General features: G+C 50.6%; 15 protein-coding genes. 3 read left to right on the top strand and 12 right to left on the bottom strand.

What is annotated here, in order from left to right:
- Positions 1 to 169 precede the first annotated feature (169 nt).
- The 3 genes from ACTQ1O_RS09355 to ACTQ1O_RS09345 are packed head-to-tail and all read right to left on the bottom strand — an operon-like array spanning position 170 to position 2,567.
- The gene (locus tag ACTQ1O_RS09355) at positions 170 to 1,012 is read right to left on the bottom strand and encodes a hypothetical protein (protein WP_441487047.1); all 843 of its coding nucleotides are present in this window, start codon (positions 1,010 to 1,012) and stop codon (positions 170 to 172) included.
- Positions 1,009 to 1,737, bottom strand: coding sequence for a hypothetical protein (locus ACTQ1O_RS09350; protein ID WP_441487046.1), 729 nt, complete (start codon positions 1,735 to 1,737; stop codon positions 1,009 to 1,011). Before ACTQ1O_RS09350 ends, ACTQ1O_RS09355 begins: the two co-directional genes overlap by 4 nt.
- Positions 1,734 to 2,567 carry a hypothetical protein gene (locus ACTQ1O_RS09345; protein ID WP_441487045.1) on the bottom strand — a complete coding sequence of 278 codons (834 nt, stop codon included), beginning with the start codon at positions 2,565 to 2,567 and terminating at the stop codon, positions 1,734 to 1,736. The genes ACTQ1O_RS09350 and ACTQ1O_RS09345 overlap by 4 nt, the downstream gene beginning before the upstream one ends.
- A gap of 355 nt (positions 2,568 to 2,922) precedes the next feature.
- On the opposite strand from ACTQ1O_RS09345, the gene ACTQ1O_RS09340 reads away from it, so the two are divergent.
- A complete protein-coding gene (locus ACTQ1O_RS09340) occupies positions 2,923 to 3,294 on the top strand; it encodes a BlaI/MecI/CopY family transcriptional regulator (protein ID WP_441487126.1) in 372 nt (123 codons plus the stop codon).
- Between the two features lie 443 nt (positions 3,295 to 3,737).
- On the opposite strand, the gene ACTQ1O_RS09335 is transcribed toward ACTQ1O_RS09340, so the two are convergent.
- Positions 3,738 to 5,576 carry an L-fucose isomerase gene (locus ACTQ1O_RS09335; protein ID WP_441101354.1) on the bottom strand — a complete coding sequence of 613 codons (1,839 nt, stop codon included), beginning with the start codon at positions 5,574 to 5,576 and terminating at the stop codon, positions 3,738 to 3,740.
- 286 nt (positions 5,577 to 5,862) lie between these two features.
- Between ACTQ1O_RS09335 and ACTQ1O_RS09330 the strand changes: the two genes are divergently transcribed.
- Complete coding sequence (locus ACTQ1O_RS09330) at positions 5,863 to 6,714, top strand: AraC family transcriptional regulator (RefSeq protein WP_441487044.1); 852 nt, start codon at positions 5,863 to 5,865, stop codon at positions 6,712 to 6,714.
- Between the two features lie 28 nt (positions 6,715 to 6,742).
- On the opposite strand, the gene ACTQ1O_RS09325 is transcribed toward ACTQ1O_RS09330, so the two are convergent.
- The 7 genes from ACTQ1O_RS09325 to ACTQ1O_RS09295 form a co-directional block, all read right to left on the bottom strand.
- The gene (locus ACTQ1O_RS09325; RefSeq protein WP_441487043.1) at positions 6,743 to 8,341 is read right to left on the bottom strand and encodes an AI-2E family transporter; all 1,599 of its coding nucleotides are present in this window, start codon (positions 8,339 to 8,341) and stop codon (positions 6,743 to 6,745) included.
- Between the two features lie 184 nt (positions 8,342 to 8,525).
- Positions 8,526 to 9,920, bottom strand: a complete 1,395-nt coding sequence (gene asnS / locus ACTQ1O_RS09320) for an asparagine--tRNA ligase (protein ID WP_441487042.1) — start codon at positions 9,918 to 9,920, stop codon at positions 8,526 to 8,528.
- Positions 9,921 to 10,073: 153 nt separating this feature from the next.
- Positions 10,074 to 10,394, bottom strand: coding sequence for an ArsR/SmtB family transcription factor (locus tag ACTQ1O_RS09315; protein WP_441487041.1), 321 nt, complete (start codon positions 10,392 to 10,394; stop codon positions 10,074 to 10,076).
- 172 nt (positions 10,395 to 10,566) lie between these two features.
- Positions 10,567 to 12,456 carry a heavy metal translocating P-type ATPase gene (locus tag ACTQ1O_RS09310; RefSeq protein WP_441487125.1) on the bottom strand — a complete coding sequence of 630 codons (1,890 nt, stop codon included), beginning with the start codon at positions 12,454 to 12,456 and terminating at the stop codon, positions 10,567 to 10,569.
- Positions 12,457 to 13,160: 704 nt separating this feature from the next.
- Positions 13,161 to 14,972 carry an alpha-amylase family glycosyl hydrolase gene (locus ACTQ1O_RS09305; protein ID WP_441487040.1) on the bottom strand — a complete coding sequence of 604 codons (1,812 nt, stop codon included), beginning with the start codon at positions 14,970 to 14,972 and terminating at the stop codon, positions 13,161 to 13,163.
- Between the two features lie 444 nt (positions 14,973 to 15,416).
- Positions 15,417 to 15,566: a hypothetical protein gene (locus tag ACTQ1O_RS09300; RefSeq protein ID WP_441474902.1), complete on the bottom strand. Its 150-nt coding sequence runs from the start codon at positions 15,564 to 15,566 to the stop codon at positions 15,417 to 15,419.
- On the bottom strand, positions 15,566 to 15,751 hold the full coding sequence (locus tag ACTQ1O_RS09295; RefSeq protein ID WP_441474901.1) for a hypothetical protein: 186 nt from the start codon (positions 15,749 to 15,751) through the stop codon (positions 15,566 to 15,568). The genes ACTQ1O_RS09300 and ACTQ1O_RS09295 overlap by 1 nt, the downstream gene beginning before the upstream one ends.
- A gap of 273 nt (positions 15,752 to 16,024) precedes the next feature.
- On the opposite strand from ACTQ1O_RS09295, the gene ACTQ1O_RS09290 reads away from it, so the two are divergent.
- The gene (locus ACTQ1O_RS09290) at positions 16,025 to 17,098 is read left to right on the top strand and encodes an AraC family transcriptional regulator (RefSeq protein ID WP_441474900.1); all 1,074 of its coding nucleotides are present in this window, start codon (positions 16,025 to 16,027) and stop codon (positions 17,096 to 17,098) included.
- A gap of 233 nt (positions 17,099 to 17,331) precedes the next feature.
- On the opposite strand, the gene ACTQ1O_RS09285 is transcribed toward ACTQ1O_RS09290, so the two are convergent.
- Entirely contained in the window at positions 17,332 to 19,032 is a 1,701-nt protein-coding gene (locus ACTQ1O_RS09285; RefSeq protein ID WP_441474899.1) for a [FeFe] hydrogenase, group A, read from the bottom strand.
- Position 19,033: the final 1 nt, after the last annotated feature.

The following is a 19,033-nucleotide window of genomic DNA, read 5'->3' as shown; positions in this document are numbered from 1 at the left end:
TATCTATTCAGCATCCCGATCTCCAAAACCTGTGGATCGCTCGGTATGAAAAATCCGGCAGTTTTCGGCTCCGGAACCATTGTATGTGTGATTAACGCAATGTGAAGAATCCGGCAGCCTTCGACTCCGAGGCACATTCCATATATCACTAACCCACCCTCAGAAAGGTTCAGATAAGGAATAAAGTCCGGAAATCCATTTTGCGCACACGGACAAATATCAGAAAAACGCTGCCTGCCAGGATCAGACTCATTGTACAGACTCCCGGCAGCAGCTCGTCTGGCTTCATTCTCACAAACTGCAGGTATTCACCCGGAAGAAAAGGCGCATGCCAGAAGACCGAAGCAGCCAGCGCTGCCACAGAACATACAATTCCCATCATCGGTGATACCAGAAGGCAGATTACCGCCTGAAAAAACGCCATCGCCAGCATTGCGAGGACACTCAGCCACAGTGCGGCGCACAGATAAACAGGAGACCAAAGCTCTTCCGGAACACCGCTTATCAATAGAAAAACCCCTCTGTCTCCAGGCACCCACGTTCCGCCGAGACAGAACGCAAGAAGCACAACAGATCCCCAAATGCAGGCATACCACAACAGTACTCTTGCTGTAATTTTACAGCATATTCGTCCTGCCCATTTCGCCCGGCTTCCTTCTCGAAGGATCCGCTGATACGCAGCGCCGCGCATTTCTTCTACCGCCAGACCGATCATGAGAAAGAAACAGATCATGCAGAGCGCCCACAAGGCAGGGATCCTGAAAGGCTCTGTCGTCTCCTTAGATACTGTGTTGATCACAGGCTGCGTTCCCTGGAAAAGCGCCACCCACAGCGAAACTGCGGAAATCCTGCACGCTTTCCCGTGAAGAAGCCCGTACTCCCGGTAAAGAGCATTCTCTGAAAATGCGACCGCAGCAGCATCACACAGTGTTCCGGCCAGAAACAGAAAAGCCGTGTACAGATTTTCATTATTTGCAAATCCGGAAAAACGTCCGTCACGTCCTCCTCTCATTTGCGCACATCCCCCTTGCAGATTACCGCGTATAAAATCCCATATAAGGCGACACACACTGCCGACAAAAACAGATACTGCCAGAAGGCCGACACCCAGAAGGATCTCTCATACAGAATGTAAAACCAGTGACGCTCCGCGAGATACATCATGTAGCCTATTCCCGCGTTTACTCCTGCCGGGACCCACACAAGCGCCGTATACCGGGTTACACGGAAAAGAATTTCGTAGAAAAGCTCATACAACAGAAGCTTACTCACTCCGTTCCACACGCACAGAAGAGCAACAACCGGCACGATTCCCCCGGATGACAGTGTACTCCGGACCAGACCGGCGTAGACACTTCCGCTCTCCGACCAGTTCATGACCGGAAGATTCCGGAGTGCTCCGCCAATCCCAGCCGCAGCCGTCCATGCCACGGAACAAAATACTGCTCTGCACAGACTTCGTCTCAAAATATGCCCCGCAAGCCGCTTTCTCGAAGAGTACCGGAATACAAAAACATACGTCTGCCTGTTTTTCTCCTCAAGAACCAGAATAATCAGAAACGGTATGAACACACGAAGATCCGCGTATGCCGGCACCGTTGATATCATCAGATAGTCACTCATGCATACGTGCAGTCCGTTCTGCACGTAGAAGAAATCGATATACCCGGCCAGAAATACCACATTCAGGACACAGACGGCCGCGATCAGAATCAGACTTATCATTCGTCGCATCATAGAAATTCCTTCTTTTTGGCACAGAATCGGTATAGCACTCCGGGAACTGCCCCGAGAAGTACAATCCACAGCAACGTAACGGCCGGATATGCAATCCCCATTCCCGGACGCATCCAGTGCACTGCTGAATAATATATGGTATCTTGCGAGCTGTCACTTGCTGCGTTTATCAGAAGCTGAATCAGGAATCCCGCGCTCCAGATCACGAAAGCGTTCCGGATGAAGAAACTGAGAAACAGACCGAAGCACGCGTAAAGACCGCCCATCAGAAAATCAATTGCCAGATAGAGCAGCAGATAGAGTTCCGGCCGAATGAAATACACATTGGAAAACAGAATCTGCGCAGACAACGTGTTTGTCCCCATCGCCGCCGAAGGCATAATATTGGGAAGAATCATCAGAGCAAACAGGTAGTTCACCACAAGCGGGATCGCAACCGCTGCGCCTCCTGACAGGAAACAGGCCAGATATTTCGCGTTGAGATACTGACTCTGCGAGGTTCTCTGACAGACCTGCATCTTGTATCCGCTTCTCCGATCCAAGTAAAAAGAAGCACTGAACGGCATGGTGGCAATCACAGGAAGCAGCAGATAATACACGTATCCTTCAGGATTCATAAGATCCATCATGATATTGTAAAAGGAAGCATAATACGGTTCCAACAGCGGGTACAGCAAGAGTCCCAGCTTTGCCATATGATTCTCCCTCGCAAGCGGCACCTGCACAAGCACGATATGAGAAAAAGCAATCGCCAGTCCGGTAAGCACAGCAAGCTTAAAGCCCATTCCACCGAAAGCCCTGCGAAGTTCTTCTTTCTTTATTGAACGCATATCTAACTCCTTTTTATACCGGGATGCCAATCTCAATATTAAATTGACATCCCAGCAATTATTTTAGTTAAATATCTGAATACCAATCTCCATAAATTATGGTCCAATAACATTTCTGCATCCACAAAGTTACAAAAAATTGAAGATAATCACACTTCCTATTTCTAACTTTGTGGTGTTTCATTGTTTGAGTAATATTTTACATTATCATTATTTATTTATCTATTGAAAACAATGCCAGAAAACACATAGACATTTTGTATAAAAATACAGTAAATTATTATTGAATCGATAATTTATCGGGAAATATAATGAGGAACATCGCTATGACTAATGCAAAAAGGAAAAGAAAACCATTCATCTGACCGGAAAAGAACTCGATGTGATGGAAATATTATGGAAAAGTGACCGTCCTTTAACGGCGGCCGACATCCGACAGCTTGGCACGGTCAACCCGAATACCATCGCCGTATGTCTGCGGACTCTGCTGAAGAAAAATGCAATTAAAGTAGCGGATATCGTCTACAGCAACACGGTTCTCACCCGCTCCTACGTCCCCGTATTAGACCGGGACACATACTGGGCTGACTGCTATCGTCAATCCGCAGGAGACGGGAATACTATGCAACTTGTGAGACAGTTTGTGTCTGATTCAGAAGATATCCATGAAATCGAGCAGCTTGAGAAACTGATTGAAGCAAAGAAAAAAGAACTGGTGCAAAAGTAATATGCTTATGCAGCAGTTCGCTAAAGGCTCTTCCGGTTTGACCGGTATAGAGAATTACACGGAAAAGTTCTCAAGGGAAATATTGAAAAAAGGGAAATATTGAAAAAATGAGCCGTCAATAAGATATGAATATACCGCACGGACGAACCGGTCTCAAAATCGCTGTTAACCGGGATACGAAGAGATGGCGCAGAGCTTTATCACGATTAAGAGCTGCCGTTATACAAAATAATCCCCGCACACAGACCGAAGCGTCTGCCGACGGGGATATAGCAATATTTTCTGCAGGGTTCCAAATGATGTTCGTCTAAGTAAGTCTCCTGCAGAAAATATATGCTGTCATCATTGATCCGGCATTTGCCGAAGGCCTCCTGTGATCGTTGCTCTCCGATCACAGGATTGTCTTCGTACCGCCGATATTTGTAGTATTTGTGGTATCTGTATTATTTATATTTCTTGTACAGAGGTCCGAATGCAGCGCATGCTCTGTAGTCAGCCGCCTCTTTGTCCTTTGTGCCGAATGCGTTCCATGCAGCCGGACGATAGATCTTCTCATCCGGAATGTTGTGCATGGCAACCGGAATACGAAGCATGGAGGCGAAGGTGATCAGATCTGCTCCTACATGGCCGAATACGGTAGCGCCGTGGTTTGCGCCCCAGTTGCGCATGACATCGTATGCGGTGCAGAATGCACTTCCCGGAATGTGGTCAACACGCGGTGTGAACCATGTGCAGGGCCATGTGTAGTCGGTTCTCTTCCAGAGGGTATCGGTAACCTCATCCGGAAGTGCTACGGTCCATCCTTCTGCGATCTGCAGGAACGGTCCGAGGCCCTTTACCAGGTTCAGACGAACCATGGTTACCGGCATCTCTGTCTTTGTGAGGAATCTGGAGGAATATCCGCCTCCACGGAAGTATCCGTTGTCAGCCGGCGGCCACTCGGTAGCCTCACACATTGCCTTCTGATCGTCCTCGGTCAGCTCCCACCACGGCTTGATTGTCGGATTGCCGTCCGCGTCCTTGCAGACGCCGGAGAAATCAAGTGCAGATGCGCCGGAGTTGATCAGGTGCAGGAAACCATCGGCATCCTTTGCGTGACCCTCAATGTCATAGCCGGTTACTCTCTTTACAGATTCGCCGCTCCAATAGGTACGCACATCAGAGAACATTGCCGCGCGGCCGGTAAGCTGCTTCTCAAACAGCATGCACAGTCCGTTCAGGCAGTCATTCTCGGTAGCGAGAACATAGGGCTCACGTGCGCCGTCATAGTCGAAGGAAGTGGAAAGGAATGCTTCCGGATAGTCACAGTTCGGCCAGTGATCGGTCCACTGTCTCTGTCCCTGGAATCCGCCGACAATGGCGTTGTGTCCGAGTGCTTCCTCTTCGAACTTCTGTCCGCCTGCGGTGACCTTCTCGTCCGCCAGCTTTGCGTTGCCGCGCATCAGGTCCTTGATGATGATATACATCTTGACCGTGAACTCCCACTGCTCGTCCTTAACCTCACGGGACTTCTGGATCCACTCCGGGTTCTTGTCCCATGCTTCCTTACAGTTCTCTTTTGTCCACTTCAGAGCTCTCTCGAACTCTGCCTTGTCATAGATCCCCTCTTCCATACGGCGGAGCACTTCAACCTCATCCACAGACTCCACACGCATACCAAGATAGGACTCCAGGAAATCCTGATCCATAATGGATCCGCCAATTCCCATCGTAACGGAACCGATCTGCAGATAACTCATTCCGCGAAGAGATGCCGCTGCAACCGCTGCGCGTCCGAAACGAAGAAGCATCTCCGTTACGTCATCCGGAATCGTATCATCGTCCGCTTCCTGTACGTCGCGGCCGTACATTCCGAATGCCGGGATTCCCTTCTGAGCATGTGTCGCAAGAACGGATGCCAGATATACAGCGCCCGGTCTCTCTGTCGCATTCAGTCCCCACACGCCCTTGATTGTAGTGGGATCCATATCCATTGTCTCAGATCCGTAGCACCAGCACGGTGTAACGGTAAGGGTAATGTCAACGCCCTCTTTCTTGAACTGCTCCGCACAGAGCGCGCTCTCGCGCACACGTCCGATCGTAGTATTGGAAATAACGACCTTGACCGGTGTTCCATCTGCGTATCTCAGGTTGTCCTCATAGAGCTTCTTCGCTCTCTCGGCCATTCCCATTGTCTGCTCTTCCAGAGATCCTCTGACGTCCAGAGGGCCCTTGCGTCCGTCAATTACCGGACGAATTCCAATGACCGGATGTCCGCCGATCAGTTTTCTCTCGTCTGCCATATTTGCTTACCTCCCATATGATATTTAATACACAGATTGTCAGCGTAACGTTTCGCTGGTAATCCTGAAAAAAACAGGCGTTCCGCCCAACTCATGGCACAATTGTAGCACTTTTCCCAGTCAAAAGATAGTGTTATAATCGTTTCGTATGGTAATATATTCACATTTTTATATTTTTTGTATGATAATCACAAATGTTGCGTCTGTTTTTTATTCATTTTGTCTGATAAAACTTCACTTACAGAAGCCGCACGGATTCTGCCGGCGGCTCAGAAAGGAACCTTTCATGCAGTTTATGGATCTGAACGAGAAGCGCCGCCACGGCACCTCTGATTTTCCCTTCGCCTTCTATCATCTCGACGACCGTCACCCCCGGTATGTCATGAACTACCACTGGCATCAGGAATATGAACTGATCCGGGTTCTCTCCGGAAAACTGGAGATGACACTGGACGAGCGCACAACATCCGTAAAACCCGGAGACCTGGTCTTCGTTCATGGAGGCGTTCTCCATTCCGGCATGCCCGAAAACTGTGTCTATGAATGTCTGGTATTTGATCTGAATGTGTTTACGAGACACAACTCCAGCAGTGGAAGCTATATCCAGAAGATCCTCGACCGGTCCGCTCTCGTCTTCGATCATTTTGAAAGAGAAAAGTTCTCCTCCGTCATTCCGGTCACCGATCACATCTTCGAGGCCATGAAGAAACGCTATCCCGGATATGAGATGATGGTGATCGGCGAACTCTATCATTTCTTTTCGCTCGTCTTCCGTCATCACCTCTATCTGGAATCCGTGCCACAGACCCGGAAAGGCTACCGGAAGGTACTTCAGCTCCGCAAGGTGCTGGATTACATCGACAAAAATTACAGCCAGCCCATCACACTGGATGAGCTGGCTGCCGCCGCATCGATGTCCCCGAAGTATTTCTGCCGCTTTTTCAGCAGCATGACCCACCGAACACCGATGGATTATCTGAATTATCAGCGCATTGAGCACGCCTGCTACGAGCTGTCTACGACGGACAGCACTGTGACCGATGTAGCGTACGCCTGCGGTTTTGGAGATGTGAGCTATTTCATCAAGATTTTCCGCAAATACAAGGGCATGACTCCCGGCACATATTCCGGGAGATAAGAATTCCTCTGCTTGCCTCTGCTAATCTCTAATGACTCTTCTCCGCGTTTTTCTGCTCCTCCTGCTTCATGGCGGCCGTCCTCTTGCGGTTTGCCAGATATGCGATCAGTTTTTCGAAATACACCTTGAGCAGACCGCCGCAGGGAACCGCAATGATCATTCCCAGAAGGCCTCCGATTTTTCCTCCAATCAGCAGTGACACGATGACCAGAACCGGATGGATCCGGATGCTGTTCCCCAGAAGCTTCGGATTCACGACATTGCCGTCAATCGTCTGCAGGATAAACAGCACAGCCATCGCAACAACGAACCGTTTCATATTCCAGTTCAGCAGACACACCACAGCCGTGGAGCCATAGGCCACAAAGGGTCCGACGTACGGAATCAGGTTGCCGATGCCCGTAAGTACGCCGATAATGATCGAATATTTCACGCCGATAACCGAGAGAGTGATACTCACCGCCACAGACATGAACAGCGCGTCCATCAGCTGACCCCGGATGTATCCGGAGAATACCCGGTCTGCCTCTGACGCAAACTCTTCCAGGTATTTTCTTCCTTTCTTTCCCGCGATGGTACGGAACACGTGACCCCAGTACTTCTTCAGGCCTTCTCCGTCGACCATGAAGTAGATTCCGAAAATAATCGCGAACAGAAGCATCGAGAAAAAGGACGGAAGGTTCTTGATCCCGACGATCAGATTTGACGCAATTTTCTCGATGGATTCCGACAGGCTGTCTCCCGCCTGATTGATGAAGCTGTTGATCTGATCCGATGAGATATTCAGCCGGTGCAGCACCGATTCGATATTGCGCGCAAGTTCGTTCAGAGCATCAATAAACCCATTGAAAATCGTGTCAAAACTGTCCAGACTGATCACGCTCAGCTGGCTCGTAATGGTCGATACGATGAGCGAGAGGATGACGAACAGAATCACCGCGACGATCACGCAGGTGATCGCAACGGCCAGCCCCCTCGAAGACTTCCGTTTTTTTTCCGTCTTTCCCGGGTTCTCTGATTTTTCCCTTTTTCCCGGTTTTTCTGCTTTTCCTCGTTTTTCCGCATTTCCTGGTTTTTCCACCTTTGCGTTTGTACCGCCCGCGAATCTCCGATTGGAAAGCCGGTCTCTCAGAGCATCAATATGACGTTCAAAAAAGTTGACCATAGGATACAGCAGATAGGCGAATACGAGACCCAGGACCAGCGGGCGGATTATCACGCCCAGCCACCGGAAGCCTGAACCGATCGCTCCCGCGATATTTCCGACATGATCAAACATCCGGACCAGGAAATAGATGCTCATCACCGTAATCACAACATAGAACGAGATCCTGGTGTATTCGGGGCGGAAGTTGTCACGCATCCGCCTCTTTGACGGCTTCTTATCCTCGCCGCTCTCCGCATTTCCGCCGGAATTCTCCGGATTTTTCGCTGCATCGCCGGAATTTCCGGGGTTCTCTGCTTTGCCGCCGGGATTCTCCGGATTTCCCGCCGCATCGCCGGAATTTCCGGGGTTCTCTGCTTTGCCGCCGGGATTCTCCGGATTTCCCGCTGCGCCTTCCGGCGGCGAAGGGTTCCTTCCCTCTTTCTCTTCCGTTACTGATGCCTGCTTCTTTTTCTCTTCCATAATTCGTGCAATGATTCACCTCCGGGCATATCCTCAGACAGGTCCTCCGGTTTGCAGATCGCAGTGGTTGAATGTTTTCTCCGTCCTTCACACCGTGACCCCTCAATGTCCTCTCGGCCTTACAGGCTATGGTGCCTGAATAACTCCGGCTCTCAGGCCGCGGCATCAGACTGTCATATCGGGCTTACAGATCGCAGTGGTTGACTGTTCTCGGGAACGGAAGCACGTCGCGGATGTTGCCCATTCCAGTCAGATACATCACACATCTCTCAAATCCGAGACCAAACCCGGAATGACGGGTCGTTCCGTACTTTCGCAGATCCAGATAAAAATCATACTGACTCATGTCCATCTTCAGCTCTTCCATGCGTGCCTTCAGCTTGTCGTAATCTTCCTCTCTCTGGCTTCCGCCGATGATCTCTCCGATTCCCGGTACCAGGCAGTCCATGGCAGCAACCGTCTTCCCATCCGGGTTCAGCTTCATGTAAAATGCCTTGATATCCTTCGGATAATCCGTCACAAAGATCGGTTTCTTGAAGACCTTCTCGGTCAGATATCTCTCATGCTCGGTCTGAAGGTCGCATCCCCAGCTCACCTTGTAATCAAATTCATCGTTGTGCTTCTCCAGAATTTCGATGGCCTCGGTGTACGTTACGCGGCCAAAATCGGAATTCACGACATGATTCAGGCGATCAAGCAGTCCCTTGTCCACGAATTTGTTGAAAAATTCCATCTCCTCCGGTGCGTTTTCAAGGACATAACGGATGACATACTTCAGCATAGCCTCCGCGCATTCCATGTCGTCCTCCAGATCCGCAAAGGCAATCTCCGGCTCAATCATCCAGAACTCCGCGGCATGACGGGTGGTGTTGGAATTTTCTGCGCGGAAGGTCGGACCGAAGGTGTAGATCTTGCGGAACGCCTGCGCAAAGGTCTCGCCGTAGAGCTGACCGCTTACCGTGAGGTTGGTTGGCTTGTTGAAGAAATCCTGGGAGTAATCAACCGTTCCGTCCTCATTTTTCGGAACGTTCGCCAGATCCAGCGTAGTGACCTGGAACATCTCACCGGCTCCCTCCGCATCACTGGAAGTAATCAGAGGTGTATGCACATACACGAAGTCATTTTCCTGGAAGAACTTGTGAATCGCATAGGCAATAAGGGAACGCACACGGAAAGTAGCCTGGAAAATATTTGCGCGGGGACGAAGGTGTGAAATTGTCCGCAGATAATCCATCGTGTGCCGCTTCGGCTGAAGCGGGTAATCCGGCGTCGAAGCTCCCTCAAGCACGACGCTCTCCGCCTGAATCTCAAACGGCTGCTTCGCATTTGGTGTCGCCACCAGCGTACCCTCGACAATGATCGCCGCGCCGATATTCAGTGAGGAGATTTCCTTGAAATTATCCAGCTTGTCCGCGTATACAATCTGCAGGGTCTCGAAGAAGGTTCCGTCGTGCAGTACGATAAATCCAAAGGTCTTGGAATCCCGGATATTGCGAACCCATCCGCCGACCTTGATCTTCTGACCGATGTATTTCTCACGTTCCTTATAAATCTCTCTGACTGTAACCAAATGTTCCATGATATGCCTCTTTCTTCTATTTAATTACTGATAAAAACACTTAAACTGAATTATATATCACCTCTCTCGAAATAAGCAATATGCAATTCTGAGTACGGATGTGCCGCATCCGCTCACTCCTCAGGTCGTTTGCCCGATCCTCAGGTTATTCGCTCACTCCTCGATATGTTCTCTCCCGACCCGGATGATTGTGTGAACGTGTTCATCCGCCAGGGAGTAAAAAATCTGCTTTCCGTCTCTCCTGGCCTCTACGAGCTTGGACTGCCGCAGGATCTTCAGCTGATGCGATACCGCGGACTGTGTCATATTCAAAAGCTCAGCGATCTCTCCGACGCTCCGTTCCGAATCAAACAGGGCAAACAAAATCCTGATTCGCGTAGAGTCTCCGAAAACCTTAAACAGCTCGGCCAGATCGAACATCTCATTCTCATCCGGCATACAGCATGGTCTTTTCTGAACGGTATTTTCTTTCATTTCAAATCCTTCTCCCGCTCATCCGGCATACAACAGGTTCTTTTCTGGACGGTATTTTCTTTCATTTCAAATCCTTTTCTCTCCATATCACTTTCTGCATACTTATTTTTTTACGCTGCGCCGGTAGAGCGTTCGCTATTTGTCAAGACCCATTGATACACGGAAGGCAGCCTTATCCTTTCTTGTAAGTCAGCGTTCTCGTCGAGTTCAGAACACAGATCAGCAGTACACCAGTATCCCCGAACACCGCAAGCCACATCGGCGCAAGTCCGACAGCTGCCAGAAGCAGAATAGCCACTTTGATTACAATCGCCAGTACGATGTTCTGTCTCGCAACCCGTATGGTTTTTCTCGAAATCCGGATCGCCTTCTCAATCTTGGACGGCTTATCGTCCATCAGCACTACATCTGCCGCCTCTATCGCGGCATCCGATCCAAGCGCACCCATAGCAATTCCGACATCTGCCCGCGCGAGGACAGGTGCATCGTTGATTCCGTCACCTACAAATACAAGAGAGGTTCCGTCCGGTTTCTGATCAATCAGCTTCTCAACCTCGGATACCTTGTCCGCCGGGAAAAGCTCTGCTCTGTACTCGTCTAAGCCGAGGTCTGCAGCAACCTTTTCCGCAACCTTCTCCCGGTCTCCAGTCAGCATCACCGTCTTCCGGATACCGGCCGCCTTCAGCGACGCAATCGCCTGCGCCGCATCCGTTTTTTCAACATCATTGATATGGATATGGCCTGCGTACTTACCCTCGATCGCCACATGAATGATTGTGCCCGGCTCATCGCAAATCTTCCACTTTGCGCCGACATCCTCCATCATCTTCTGATTGCCGACACACACCGTCTTTCCGTTTACCGCAGCACGGATTCCCCGGCCGGCAATTTCCTCCACATTCTCAACCTCACAGCCATCATCCTCTTTACCGAATGCCTGCCGGAGCGAGACAGCAATCGGATGAGTAGAATACCTTTCTACATGCGCCGCCAGGTGAAGCAGTTCCTTCGCTTCGATGCACTCCGGATGAAGCGTCGTCACTTCAAAAACGCCCTTCGTCAGTGTTCCGGTCTTATCGAACACTACGGTATCCGCCCTGGAGAGAGCATCCATATATCCGGAGCCCTTGATCAGAACACCGATTTTGGACGCGGCGCCGATTCCGCCGAAAAACGCAAGCGGTACGGAAACCACCAGCGCGCACGGGCAGGATACGATCAGGAAGGTCAGGGCGCGGAGCAGCCATGTGGCAAAATTCCCGACAAAATCGCCCGAAATAAGCGGCGGAAGAAAAGCCACCGCCACCGCTGCAAGCACGACAATCGGCGTGTAAACCCTGGCGAATTTTGAAATAAATTTCTCGCTCCTTGACTTCCTGCTCCCGGCATTCTCTACAAGTTTCAGGATCTTCGCGGCAGTTGACTCCCCGAATTCCTTTTCCACCTTCATCCGGAGAAGCCCGTTCTGATTCACGCATCCGGAAAGAATCACGTCTCCGGTTCTGACATCGCGCGGCACGCTCTCGCCGGTCAGCGCCACTGTGTCAAGACTTGAACTTCCCTCCACAACGATTCCGTCCATCGGGACTTTTTCTCCCGGCTTTACCACAAGGATATCGCCGACCTTCACCTCCTCAGGATTTACCACCTTCACTTCTCCGCCGCACTCCAGGTTCGCGGTATCCGGACGAATGTCGAGCAGCTGGGATATCGCCCTTCTGCTGTTGCCCTCGGCAATCCCCTCAAACAGCTCTCCAACCTGGAAAAACAGCATCACGAACACTGCCTCCGGAAACATTTCTTTGCCTCCCGGTACAAAACCGATCAGCAGTGCCCCGATCGTTGCAATGGTCATCAGAAACGACTCGTCAAACACCTCGCCATGAGCGATTCCTTCGCCTGCCTCACGAAGGACATCGAATCCCGCTGCAACGTAGGGCACCAGATAGATCAGCAGACGCTGCCACATTTCCAGACCGGGAACAGCACGGTTAATCAGGTATGTGGCGATCAGAAGCCCTGTTGAAACGACAATCTGAATCAGCTTCTGCTTTGGCTCCATCTCATCTTCTTCATCATCGTCATTATCTTCATCGTCATTCTCGTCGTCAGCATCATCTTCGGTCTTTTCTTTCTTCACAGGCTTCTGCCCTGATTTCCGTTGCTCTGACTCCTGCTGTTCTGACTGCGGCTGTCCTGAATTCTCCGATCCAGACCGCTCCTGTTCGGGCCTGTCATGTTCAGGCCCATCCTCTTCGAACTGCTCCTGTTCAGACCGCTCCTGTTCTGACCGTCCTTGTTCAGCCCGCTCCTTTCCGGACCGCTCCTGCTCTGACCGTTCCTGTTCTGACCGTTCTTGTTCAACCCGCTCCTTTTCGGACCGCTCCTGCTCCCGTAACAGTTTCGCCGCGTCGAATTTCCTGGTCTCGGAATTCTTCAGCGCCTCCTCCCGCTCTTCCGCCAAGCGTTCCTCTTTCTCCTTCTGCTCTATCTCCGCAGCCTTCACTTCCTGTGACACTTTCTCCGCGTCACGAATCAGCTCCGTTCCTTTCTTCCTGATGTCATCCATGTCGCTCATAGGCACCCCCTGTCTGTTAAAATTTCTTCATGTGGCAACGATATTTTCTTTTGATTTATTAAACATATGCTCATTCGTTCATATGTAATTTAAAAATACACCTGCGTCTGGTCTTTGTCAATGCTATTATCGGCTTAATGAAATTGCAGCAAAGCCACCGGACCAGCCGGTGGCTTTGAATTCTGTTCTCATCGGAAGCTCTTTATCCAGTTCACCAGGGAATCATGCCAGATATTTTCCGCCACATCGCGCTTCATCTGATCTGTGACAGGTCCATTCGACGCAAGTTTTGCCAAAATAGCCTCCTGCAGTTCCTCGACTGTCATTTCCTCATACGATTTTCCAGCCGCTTCCTTGAGAAGTCTCCCGGTCTTCTTCTCTATGCTTTCCTCCGAAACCTGCTCTTCAGACTGACGCATTCCGGATTCCGTCTCCGCTGTCAACGTATCCTTCATTTCGGAGTCTGCCCCGCATGCCGCGCCATCCTTCACTTCGGATTCCGCCTCGCATGCCGCGCCATCCTTCATTTCGGATTCCACCTCACATGCCCGAGTATCCGCAATGTCGGTTTCCTCCTCACATGCCGGAGTATCTATGTTTCCTGATTCTGCCTTGCATACCGGTGTTTTCATGAAATCCGGGTTCTCCCCTTCCGCCGCCGGGATCCAGATCTCTCCGGAATTTGCCTTGATTGTGACGGTCAGCTGCCCGTTCTGCGCGGTCACCGACGTTCCGGCAAGTCCTCCGATAAAACGTTCCCCGCCCTCGGCAGATATCGTCATGGTAAAATCATTGTCGTCATTATTTACCGTGACCAGCACATTCTCCCCATTCCACTCCCTGGCAAACGCATACTGCCGGTTTGTCAGCAGAAGTTCTTTATACGCTCCATACGAAAGTGCCTTCACCGACTGCCGGATCCGTCCAAGCGCAGCGATTTCTCTCGTGATCGGATTTGTTCTTACCGCATCCCTGTAATCATCGAGGTTCAGCTCCGGCCGAAGCGATGCGTCACTTCCCCATTCCTTGCGTCCCTCGATGCCGAACTCCGAGCCATAATAGATCGACGGCACTCCCGGAAGGGAATAGAGCAGGACATGTACCGGGAACATATGTGCCTTATTGTTCAGCTTTGTGTAAATCCGCTCCACATCATGATTGTCCACGAAATTGTAGAGACCGAGTCCGTCCGGCCGGTTGCCGCCCATTTCGTACAGTCTTCGTACCGTGTGCGCAATCTCAAAATAATTGTGCTCATTGTGTCCGGAATAGAGTGCCTTGTGCAGACAGTAATTCGTGACAGCGTGGAGCATCTCCGGATTTGACCACCGGATATAGTCGCCGTGAATGACCTCGCCCATCAGCCAGAAGTCCTTCTTCACCTCATTGGCGGTTCTGCGCAGACACTTCATAAAATCAAAATCCAGCACATCTGCCGCGTCCAGGCGAATGCCGTCCACATCAAACTCCTTCACCCAGAACCGGATCGTATCACAGATGTAATTCTGAACCTCCGGGTTTCTCTGGTTCAGCTTGACCAGCAGATTGTATCCGCCCCAGTTCTCATAAGAAAATCCATCGTTGTACTCATTATTCCCGCCGAAATTTACATTGCAGTACCAGTCCCGATATGCAGAGCTCTCACGATTCTTCTGCAGATCCCGGAACGCGAAGAAGTCTCTTCCAGTATGGTTGAATACACCGTCAAAAATAACCCGGATTCCGGCCTTATGGCACCTTGACACGAACTCCTTCAGATCCTCGTTGTCTCCCAGTCTGCTGTCCAGTTTCCGGTAATCGGTGGTATCATATCCATGACTTGCCGATTCAAAAAGCGGTCCGATATACAGCGCGCTGCATCCGATCTCCTTCATATGATCAATCCATGGGATCAGCTTCTTCATGCGGTGCACAGGCTCACTGTAGTCATTCTGCTTCGGCGCGCCGGTAAGTCCCAAAGGATAAATATGATAAAAAACCGCTTCATCGTACCATGCCATAATGTATTTCTCCCTTCCTTATACAGTTCTCTCATTATATTCAGATCTACCTATTTCCGTTCACCAGATAATCAGACATACCTGTTTCGATTCGCCGCATATTCAGATCTGCCCATTTCTCTTCACCGGATAACCAGACATACCTGTTTAGGCTCGCCGCATAATCAGGTATACCTGTTTCTGTTCACAGTGCCCGTCAGGTCGCGAATTTTCTGCTCTGCTGTCATTCGCGGCCGCGCCGCGTCAAGCATCATTCTGTGAAATCATTGATTCATCAGCGTTAAGAAAACAAGAACGAATCCCTGGATATTGCAGATCATCCCGCTGAATACTCCGATCCATTATATAACATACAAAAAGAAAATGACAGAAAAGCAACACACAAAAAGAAAAGACAGAAAAGCAACACATAAAAAGAAAAAGACAGAAAAGCGGCAGTCTCAATCAAGAGATCCATCCGTTTTCTGTCCATTTTCCGATCTCCGGTTTTCTCCGGAGAAAAATATCTGTTCTGTTTGCATTGCTCAATAATCCTTCGCCGAAGCTCCGGCTCTTACCTTCCGGAGTCTCCGAATTGCGGTCTCCTTCTTTCATCAGAAGCCCATCGGATTACGATATCCGCTTCTTCTTGCGATATCACCGTAGAAATCAACAACCTCTCTCATATATGCATGGAAGCGATCCTTAAGAGATGTCTTTGTATTTCTTCCGTTATATACTCTTGCTGTGTTCTTTCCCATTACATTGTTGTTCTTTGTTGTTGCGTTTGTGTTCATCATAATCTATATCCTCTCTTTCGTAATGATCTGTCTGTTGTATAGGTTCTCAGGTGTTTCCAGGCTTTCCGAGTCTTCCCAGATCTTTTCAGGTCTTTCACGACCTTTTCAGATCTTTTCAAATCTTTCCCGGTTTCCTGATTTCCTTGTTTCCTTGTTTCCTTGTTTCTTATTGCTTTGTTTCTTCCTCGCTGCAATTGTAAAATACCGCATATTCTGATATACTTCGCTTCAAAAGGAATAAAAAACCAATCAAATCTTGCAAGGAGGACCGCCGTGATACCAATTTACGAAGAAAGCGCCGATCATCTGCAGATCGTGAAGCAGAATTCTATTCATATTCCTCCCCATCTGCACCAGTCAATCGAAATCATTCTTGTGACGAACGGTTCGATTGTAGCCGGAACCGGAACCGACCTGTTCGAGATGAAGCCGGGTGATCTCGGCGTCATCTTCCCGAATCTCATTCACCACTATCAGGTTTTTTCCCAGGGCACGAATCAGCACGTCACCCTTCTGGCATCTCCGGCCTATTTCGGAATCTATGCAGACTTTCTTCGAAACTACGAGCCGGAGAATCCGGTGATCCCGAAGGAGCAGGTTCCGCCGAATGTAATCTATGCGCTGAAGAACCTGATGAAAATCAATCGCGAACATCTGTATTCCTCGCCTGATTTTCTCAATCCTACCCACGGAAATAATAATGTTCCCGAGCTTCCGCCGCAGGATCTCTCTGATCTGGCAGAAACCGCGGACACGGCTGTGCCTTCCGATGCATCAGGTATCGTCGCGATACAGGACAATGAAAGCTGTTCCGTCACATCCGCGCCGAAGCACGCCTCCGACAGGACTGTCCCTCAAAGCACTGGTACAAAGTCTGGAAAGGTCTCCCGCTCCTCTCCCATGTCCGAGCAGCTGAATGCCGCCTGCATCAATACGCTGAACCACTCCTTCACACAGATCATTCTTGCCAGCAGTCTCCCTCTTCTGAAGCTGCAGAAAAGAACAGATCTGAAGGATCACGACATCGTATATCAGACAGCGGTGTACATATCCGCTCACTACCGGGAGGACATCTCTCTGACCACGATGTCGCAGGCGCTCGGAATCAGCCCTTTTGCACTCTCCCGGGTCTTTTCCGGTGTGTTTCACCAGAATTTCAACCATTATCTCAACGATGTCCGGCTTCAGCATGCGTCCGCGCTCCTTGCAGACAGCGACCGTTCTGTCACGGATATCTACCTCGACTGCGGTTTCCAGAGCCAGGCGACCTTCAACCGCGCGTTCCAGGCCAGATACCACATGGCGCCTAGGGACTACAGGAGGCAGGCATCCCTCACCTCACAGTAAGCAGACCGTTCCCGATCTACAAAATATATATTCAAACACATCCGTCCTGCTCTTCCCGCCTGGGCACCTGACCAGATCCGGTATACAAAATACATACTCAAACATATCCGTCCTGCTCTTCCCGCCCGGGCCACTAACCAGACCATTCCGGGTTGCAGGAGATATACAGCGGCACAGACAGAAAGCCCTGTCAATCATGACAGGGCTTTCCGTTATCCTTTTATTTTCTTAATTCATTCCGCGCAGAATCTCTCGTTATGAAGCAGTCTGTGCTCCTTCCCCTTGAGCATTCCGTCATAAAGTGACAGTATCGTCGGATTCTCGTTGCACTTGCGGATCACCGAGCTGTGGTCAGCCTTATAGATGCCGTCTCTTCTGGCAGCCTTCGTGCGGTCGCCGGCAAGACGAGGCTGTCCTCCGCCCATGATACATCCGCGGCGGCAGGCCATCACCTCGATGAGATCGAAATGCTTCTCGCCGCTTTTCACCTGTTCCATCACCTTTCCGGCGTCCGCCAGTCCGGATACGACGCAGATCTTCAGCTCTCTGTCCTTATAGGGAACAGCGAACTCGCGGATGAACTCATCTTCACGCACGCCGCAGGCTGCGATCCGATCCAGCGTCTCCTGGTCATGTCCTTCTGTAATCCTCCGCAGAACCGCCTCGGTCACACCGCCGGATACACCGAAGATAACACCGCCGCCGGATCCAAGACCGAATGGAACATCGGAAGCCTCCGGCTCCAGATCCGCGAAATCAATTCCCGAGGTACGGATCATATCGATCAGTTCGGTCGTTGTCAGAACATAGTCCGTATCCTGCTCTCCGTCTGTGAAGCTGTTCGGTCTCTTCGCCTCCATCTTCTTCGCCGTACACGGCATGATGGATACCATGACCGTTCTTCTGCCGTCCGTATTATTTGCCGGATCACGATAATACTCCTTTGTAACCGCGGAGAGCATTCCCTGCGGTGAACGGCACGTCGAAACATTCGGTATAAGATCGGGGTACTGATCGCCCACAAACTTTACCCACGCCGGACAGCAGCTCGTCAGAAGCGGCAATGCTCCCCCGTTTTCCACGCGGTCCACAAACTCCGAAGCCTCCTCCATAATGGTCAGATCCGCGCCGAACGTGGTATCATACACCTCGTCAAAGCCGATGCGGCGTAGTACGTTCGCAATCTTGCCCATCACACTCTTGCCCTTCGGAAGGCCGAAGGCAGCTCCCACCGCCACACGGACAGCCGGTGCTACCTGAGCGATCACGCGCACATCCGGATCTCCAAGAAGATTCCACACCTCTGTCCGGTTGTGGTGGATGCTGATCGCGCCTGTCGGACAGAATACACGGCACTGTCCGCAGTTTACGCAGTCGGTCTCTCCGATCGGCTTGTCAAACGCAGGCATAACCATGGCTTCCGCGCCGCGGTTTGCGAAATTGATCGCCTCGATTCCCTGCAGCTCACTGCATACGCGGACGCAGTTCCCGCAGAGGATGCATTTATTCGGATCCCGTACAATCGACGGGGAGCTGAAATCCAGCGGCATCTGCTCCTTGTAGTTCTGGAAGCGCACATGCATGATGCCGAAACGCTTTGCCAGTGTCTGAAGATTACAGTCACCGCTTTTTTCACAGGTCAGACAGTCTCTGCAGTGCGCCGCCAGAAGAAGCTCAATGATCAGCTTGCGGTACTTGCGAAGCCTTTCCGTATTGGTGCGGATCACCATTCCGTCCCGGGGCTCCTCGGAGCAGGAGGCAAACATTCTTCCCCGCTCATCCTCAACCATGCACAGTCTGCACGCGCCAAACGTAGACAGCTCCGAGTGATAGCAGAGGGTAGGGATATCGATGCCCGCTTTTCTGATGATTGTAAGAAGATTTTTCTCGTCGGTAAATTCGACTTTTCTGCCGTCAATCGTTATAACTCCCATC

The sequence above is a fragment of the Bilifractor sp. LCP21S3_A7 genome, from assembly GCF_052118825.1.
Taxonomy (GTDB): domain Bacteria; phylum Bacillota; class Clostridia; order Lachnospirales; family Lachnospiraceae; genus Bilifractor.
Note: the sequence above shows the minus strand (reverse complement) of the source record. Positions and strands in the feature narration are given on the sequence as shown.

Bases quoted from the DNA above. Each gene is read 5' to 3' on its own strand.
- ACTQ1O_RS09345 (WP_441487045.1), bottom strand. From the start codon at position 2,567: ATGCGTTCAATAAAGAAAGAAGAACTTCGCAGGGCTTTCGGTGGAATG.
- ACTQ1O_RS09330 (WP_441487044.1), top strand. From the start codon at position 5,863: ATGCAGTTTATGGATCTGAACGAGAAGCGCCGCCACGGCACCTCTGAT.
- ACTQ1O_RS09355 (WP_441487047.1), bottom strand. From the start codon at position 1,012: ATGAGAGGAGGACGTGACGGACGTTTTTCCGGATTTGCAAATAATGAA.
- ACTQ1O_RS09325 (WP_441487043.1), bottom strand. From the start codon at position 8,341: ATGGAAGAGAAAAAGAAGCAGGCATCAGTAACGGAAGAGAAAGAGGGA.
- ACTQ1O_RS09335 (WP_441101354.1), bottom strand. From the start codon at position 5,576: ATGGCAGACGAGAGAAAACTGATCGGCGGACATCCGGTCATTGGAATT.
- ACTQ1O_RS09310 (WP_441487125.1), bottom strand. From the start codon at position 12,456: ATGGAGCCAAAGCAGAAGCTGATTCAGATTGTCGTTTCAACAGGGCTT.
- ACTQ1O_RS09300 (WP_441474902.1), bottom strand. From the start codon at position 15,566: ATGAAAGAAGGAGACCGCAATTCGGAGACTCCGGAAGGTAAGAGCCGG.
- ACTQ1O_RS09305 (WP_441487040.1), bottom strand. From the start codon at position 14,972: ATGGCATGGTACGATGAAGCGGTTTTTTATCATATTTATCCTTTGGGA.
- ACTQ1O_RS09295 (WP_441474901.1), bottom strand. From the start codon at position 15,751: ATGATGAACACAAACGCAACAACAAAGAACAACAATGTAATGGGAAAG.
- ACTQ1O_RS09285 (WP_441474899.1), bottom strand. From the start codon at position 19,032: ATGGGAGTTATAACGATTGACGGCAGAAAAGTCGAATTTACCGACGAG.
- ACTQ1O_RS09350 (WP_441487046.1), bottom strand. From the start codon at position 1,737: ATGATGCGACGAATGATAAGTCTGATTCTGATCGCGGCCGTCTGTGTC.
- ACTQ1O_RS09315 (WP_441487041.1), bottom strand. From the start codon at position 10,394: ATGAAAGAAAATACCGTTCAGAAAAGACCATGCTGTATGCCGGATGAG.
- asnS (WP_441487042.1), bottom strand. From the start codon at position 9,920: ATGGAACATTTGGTTACAGTCAGAGAGATTTATAAGGAACGTGAGAAA.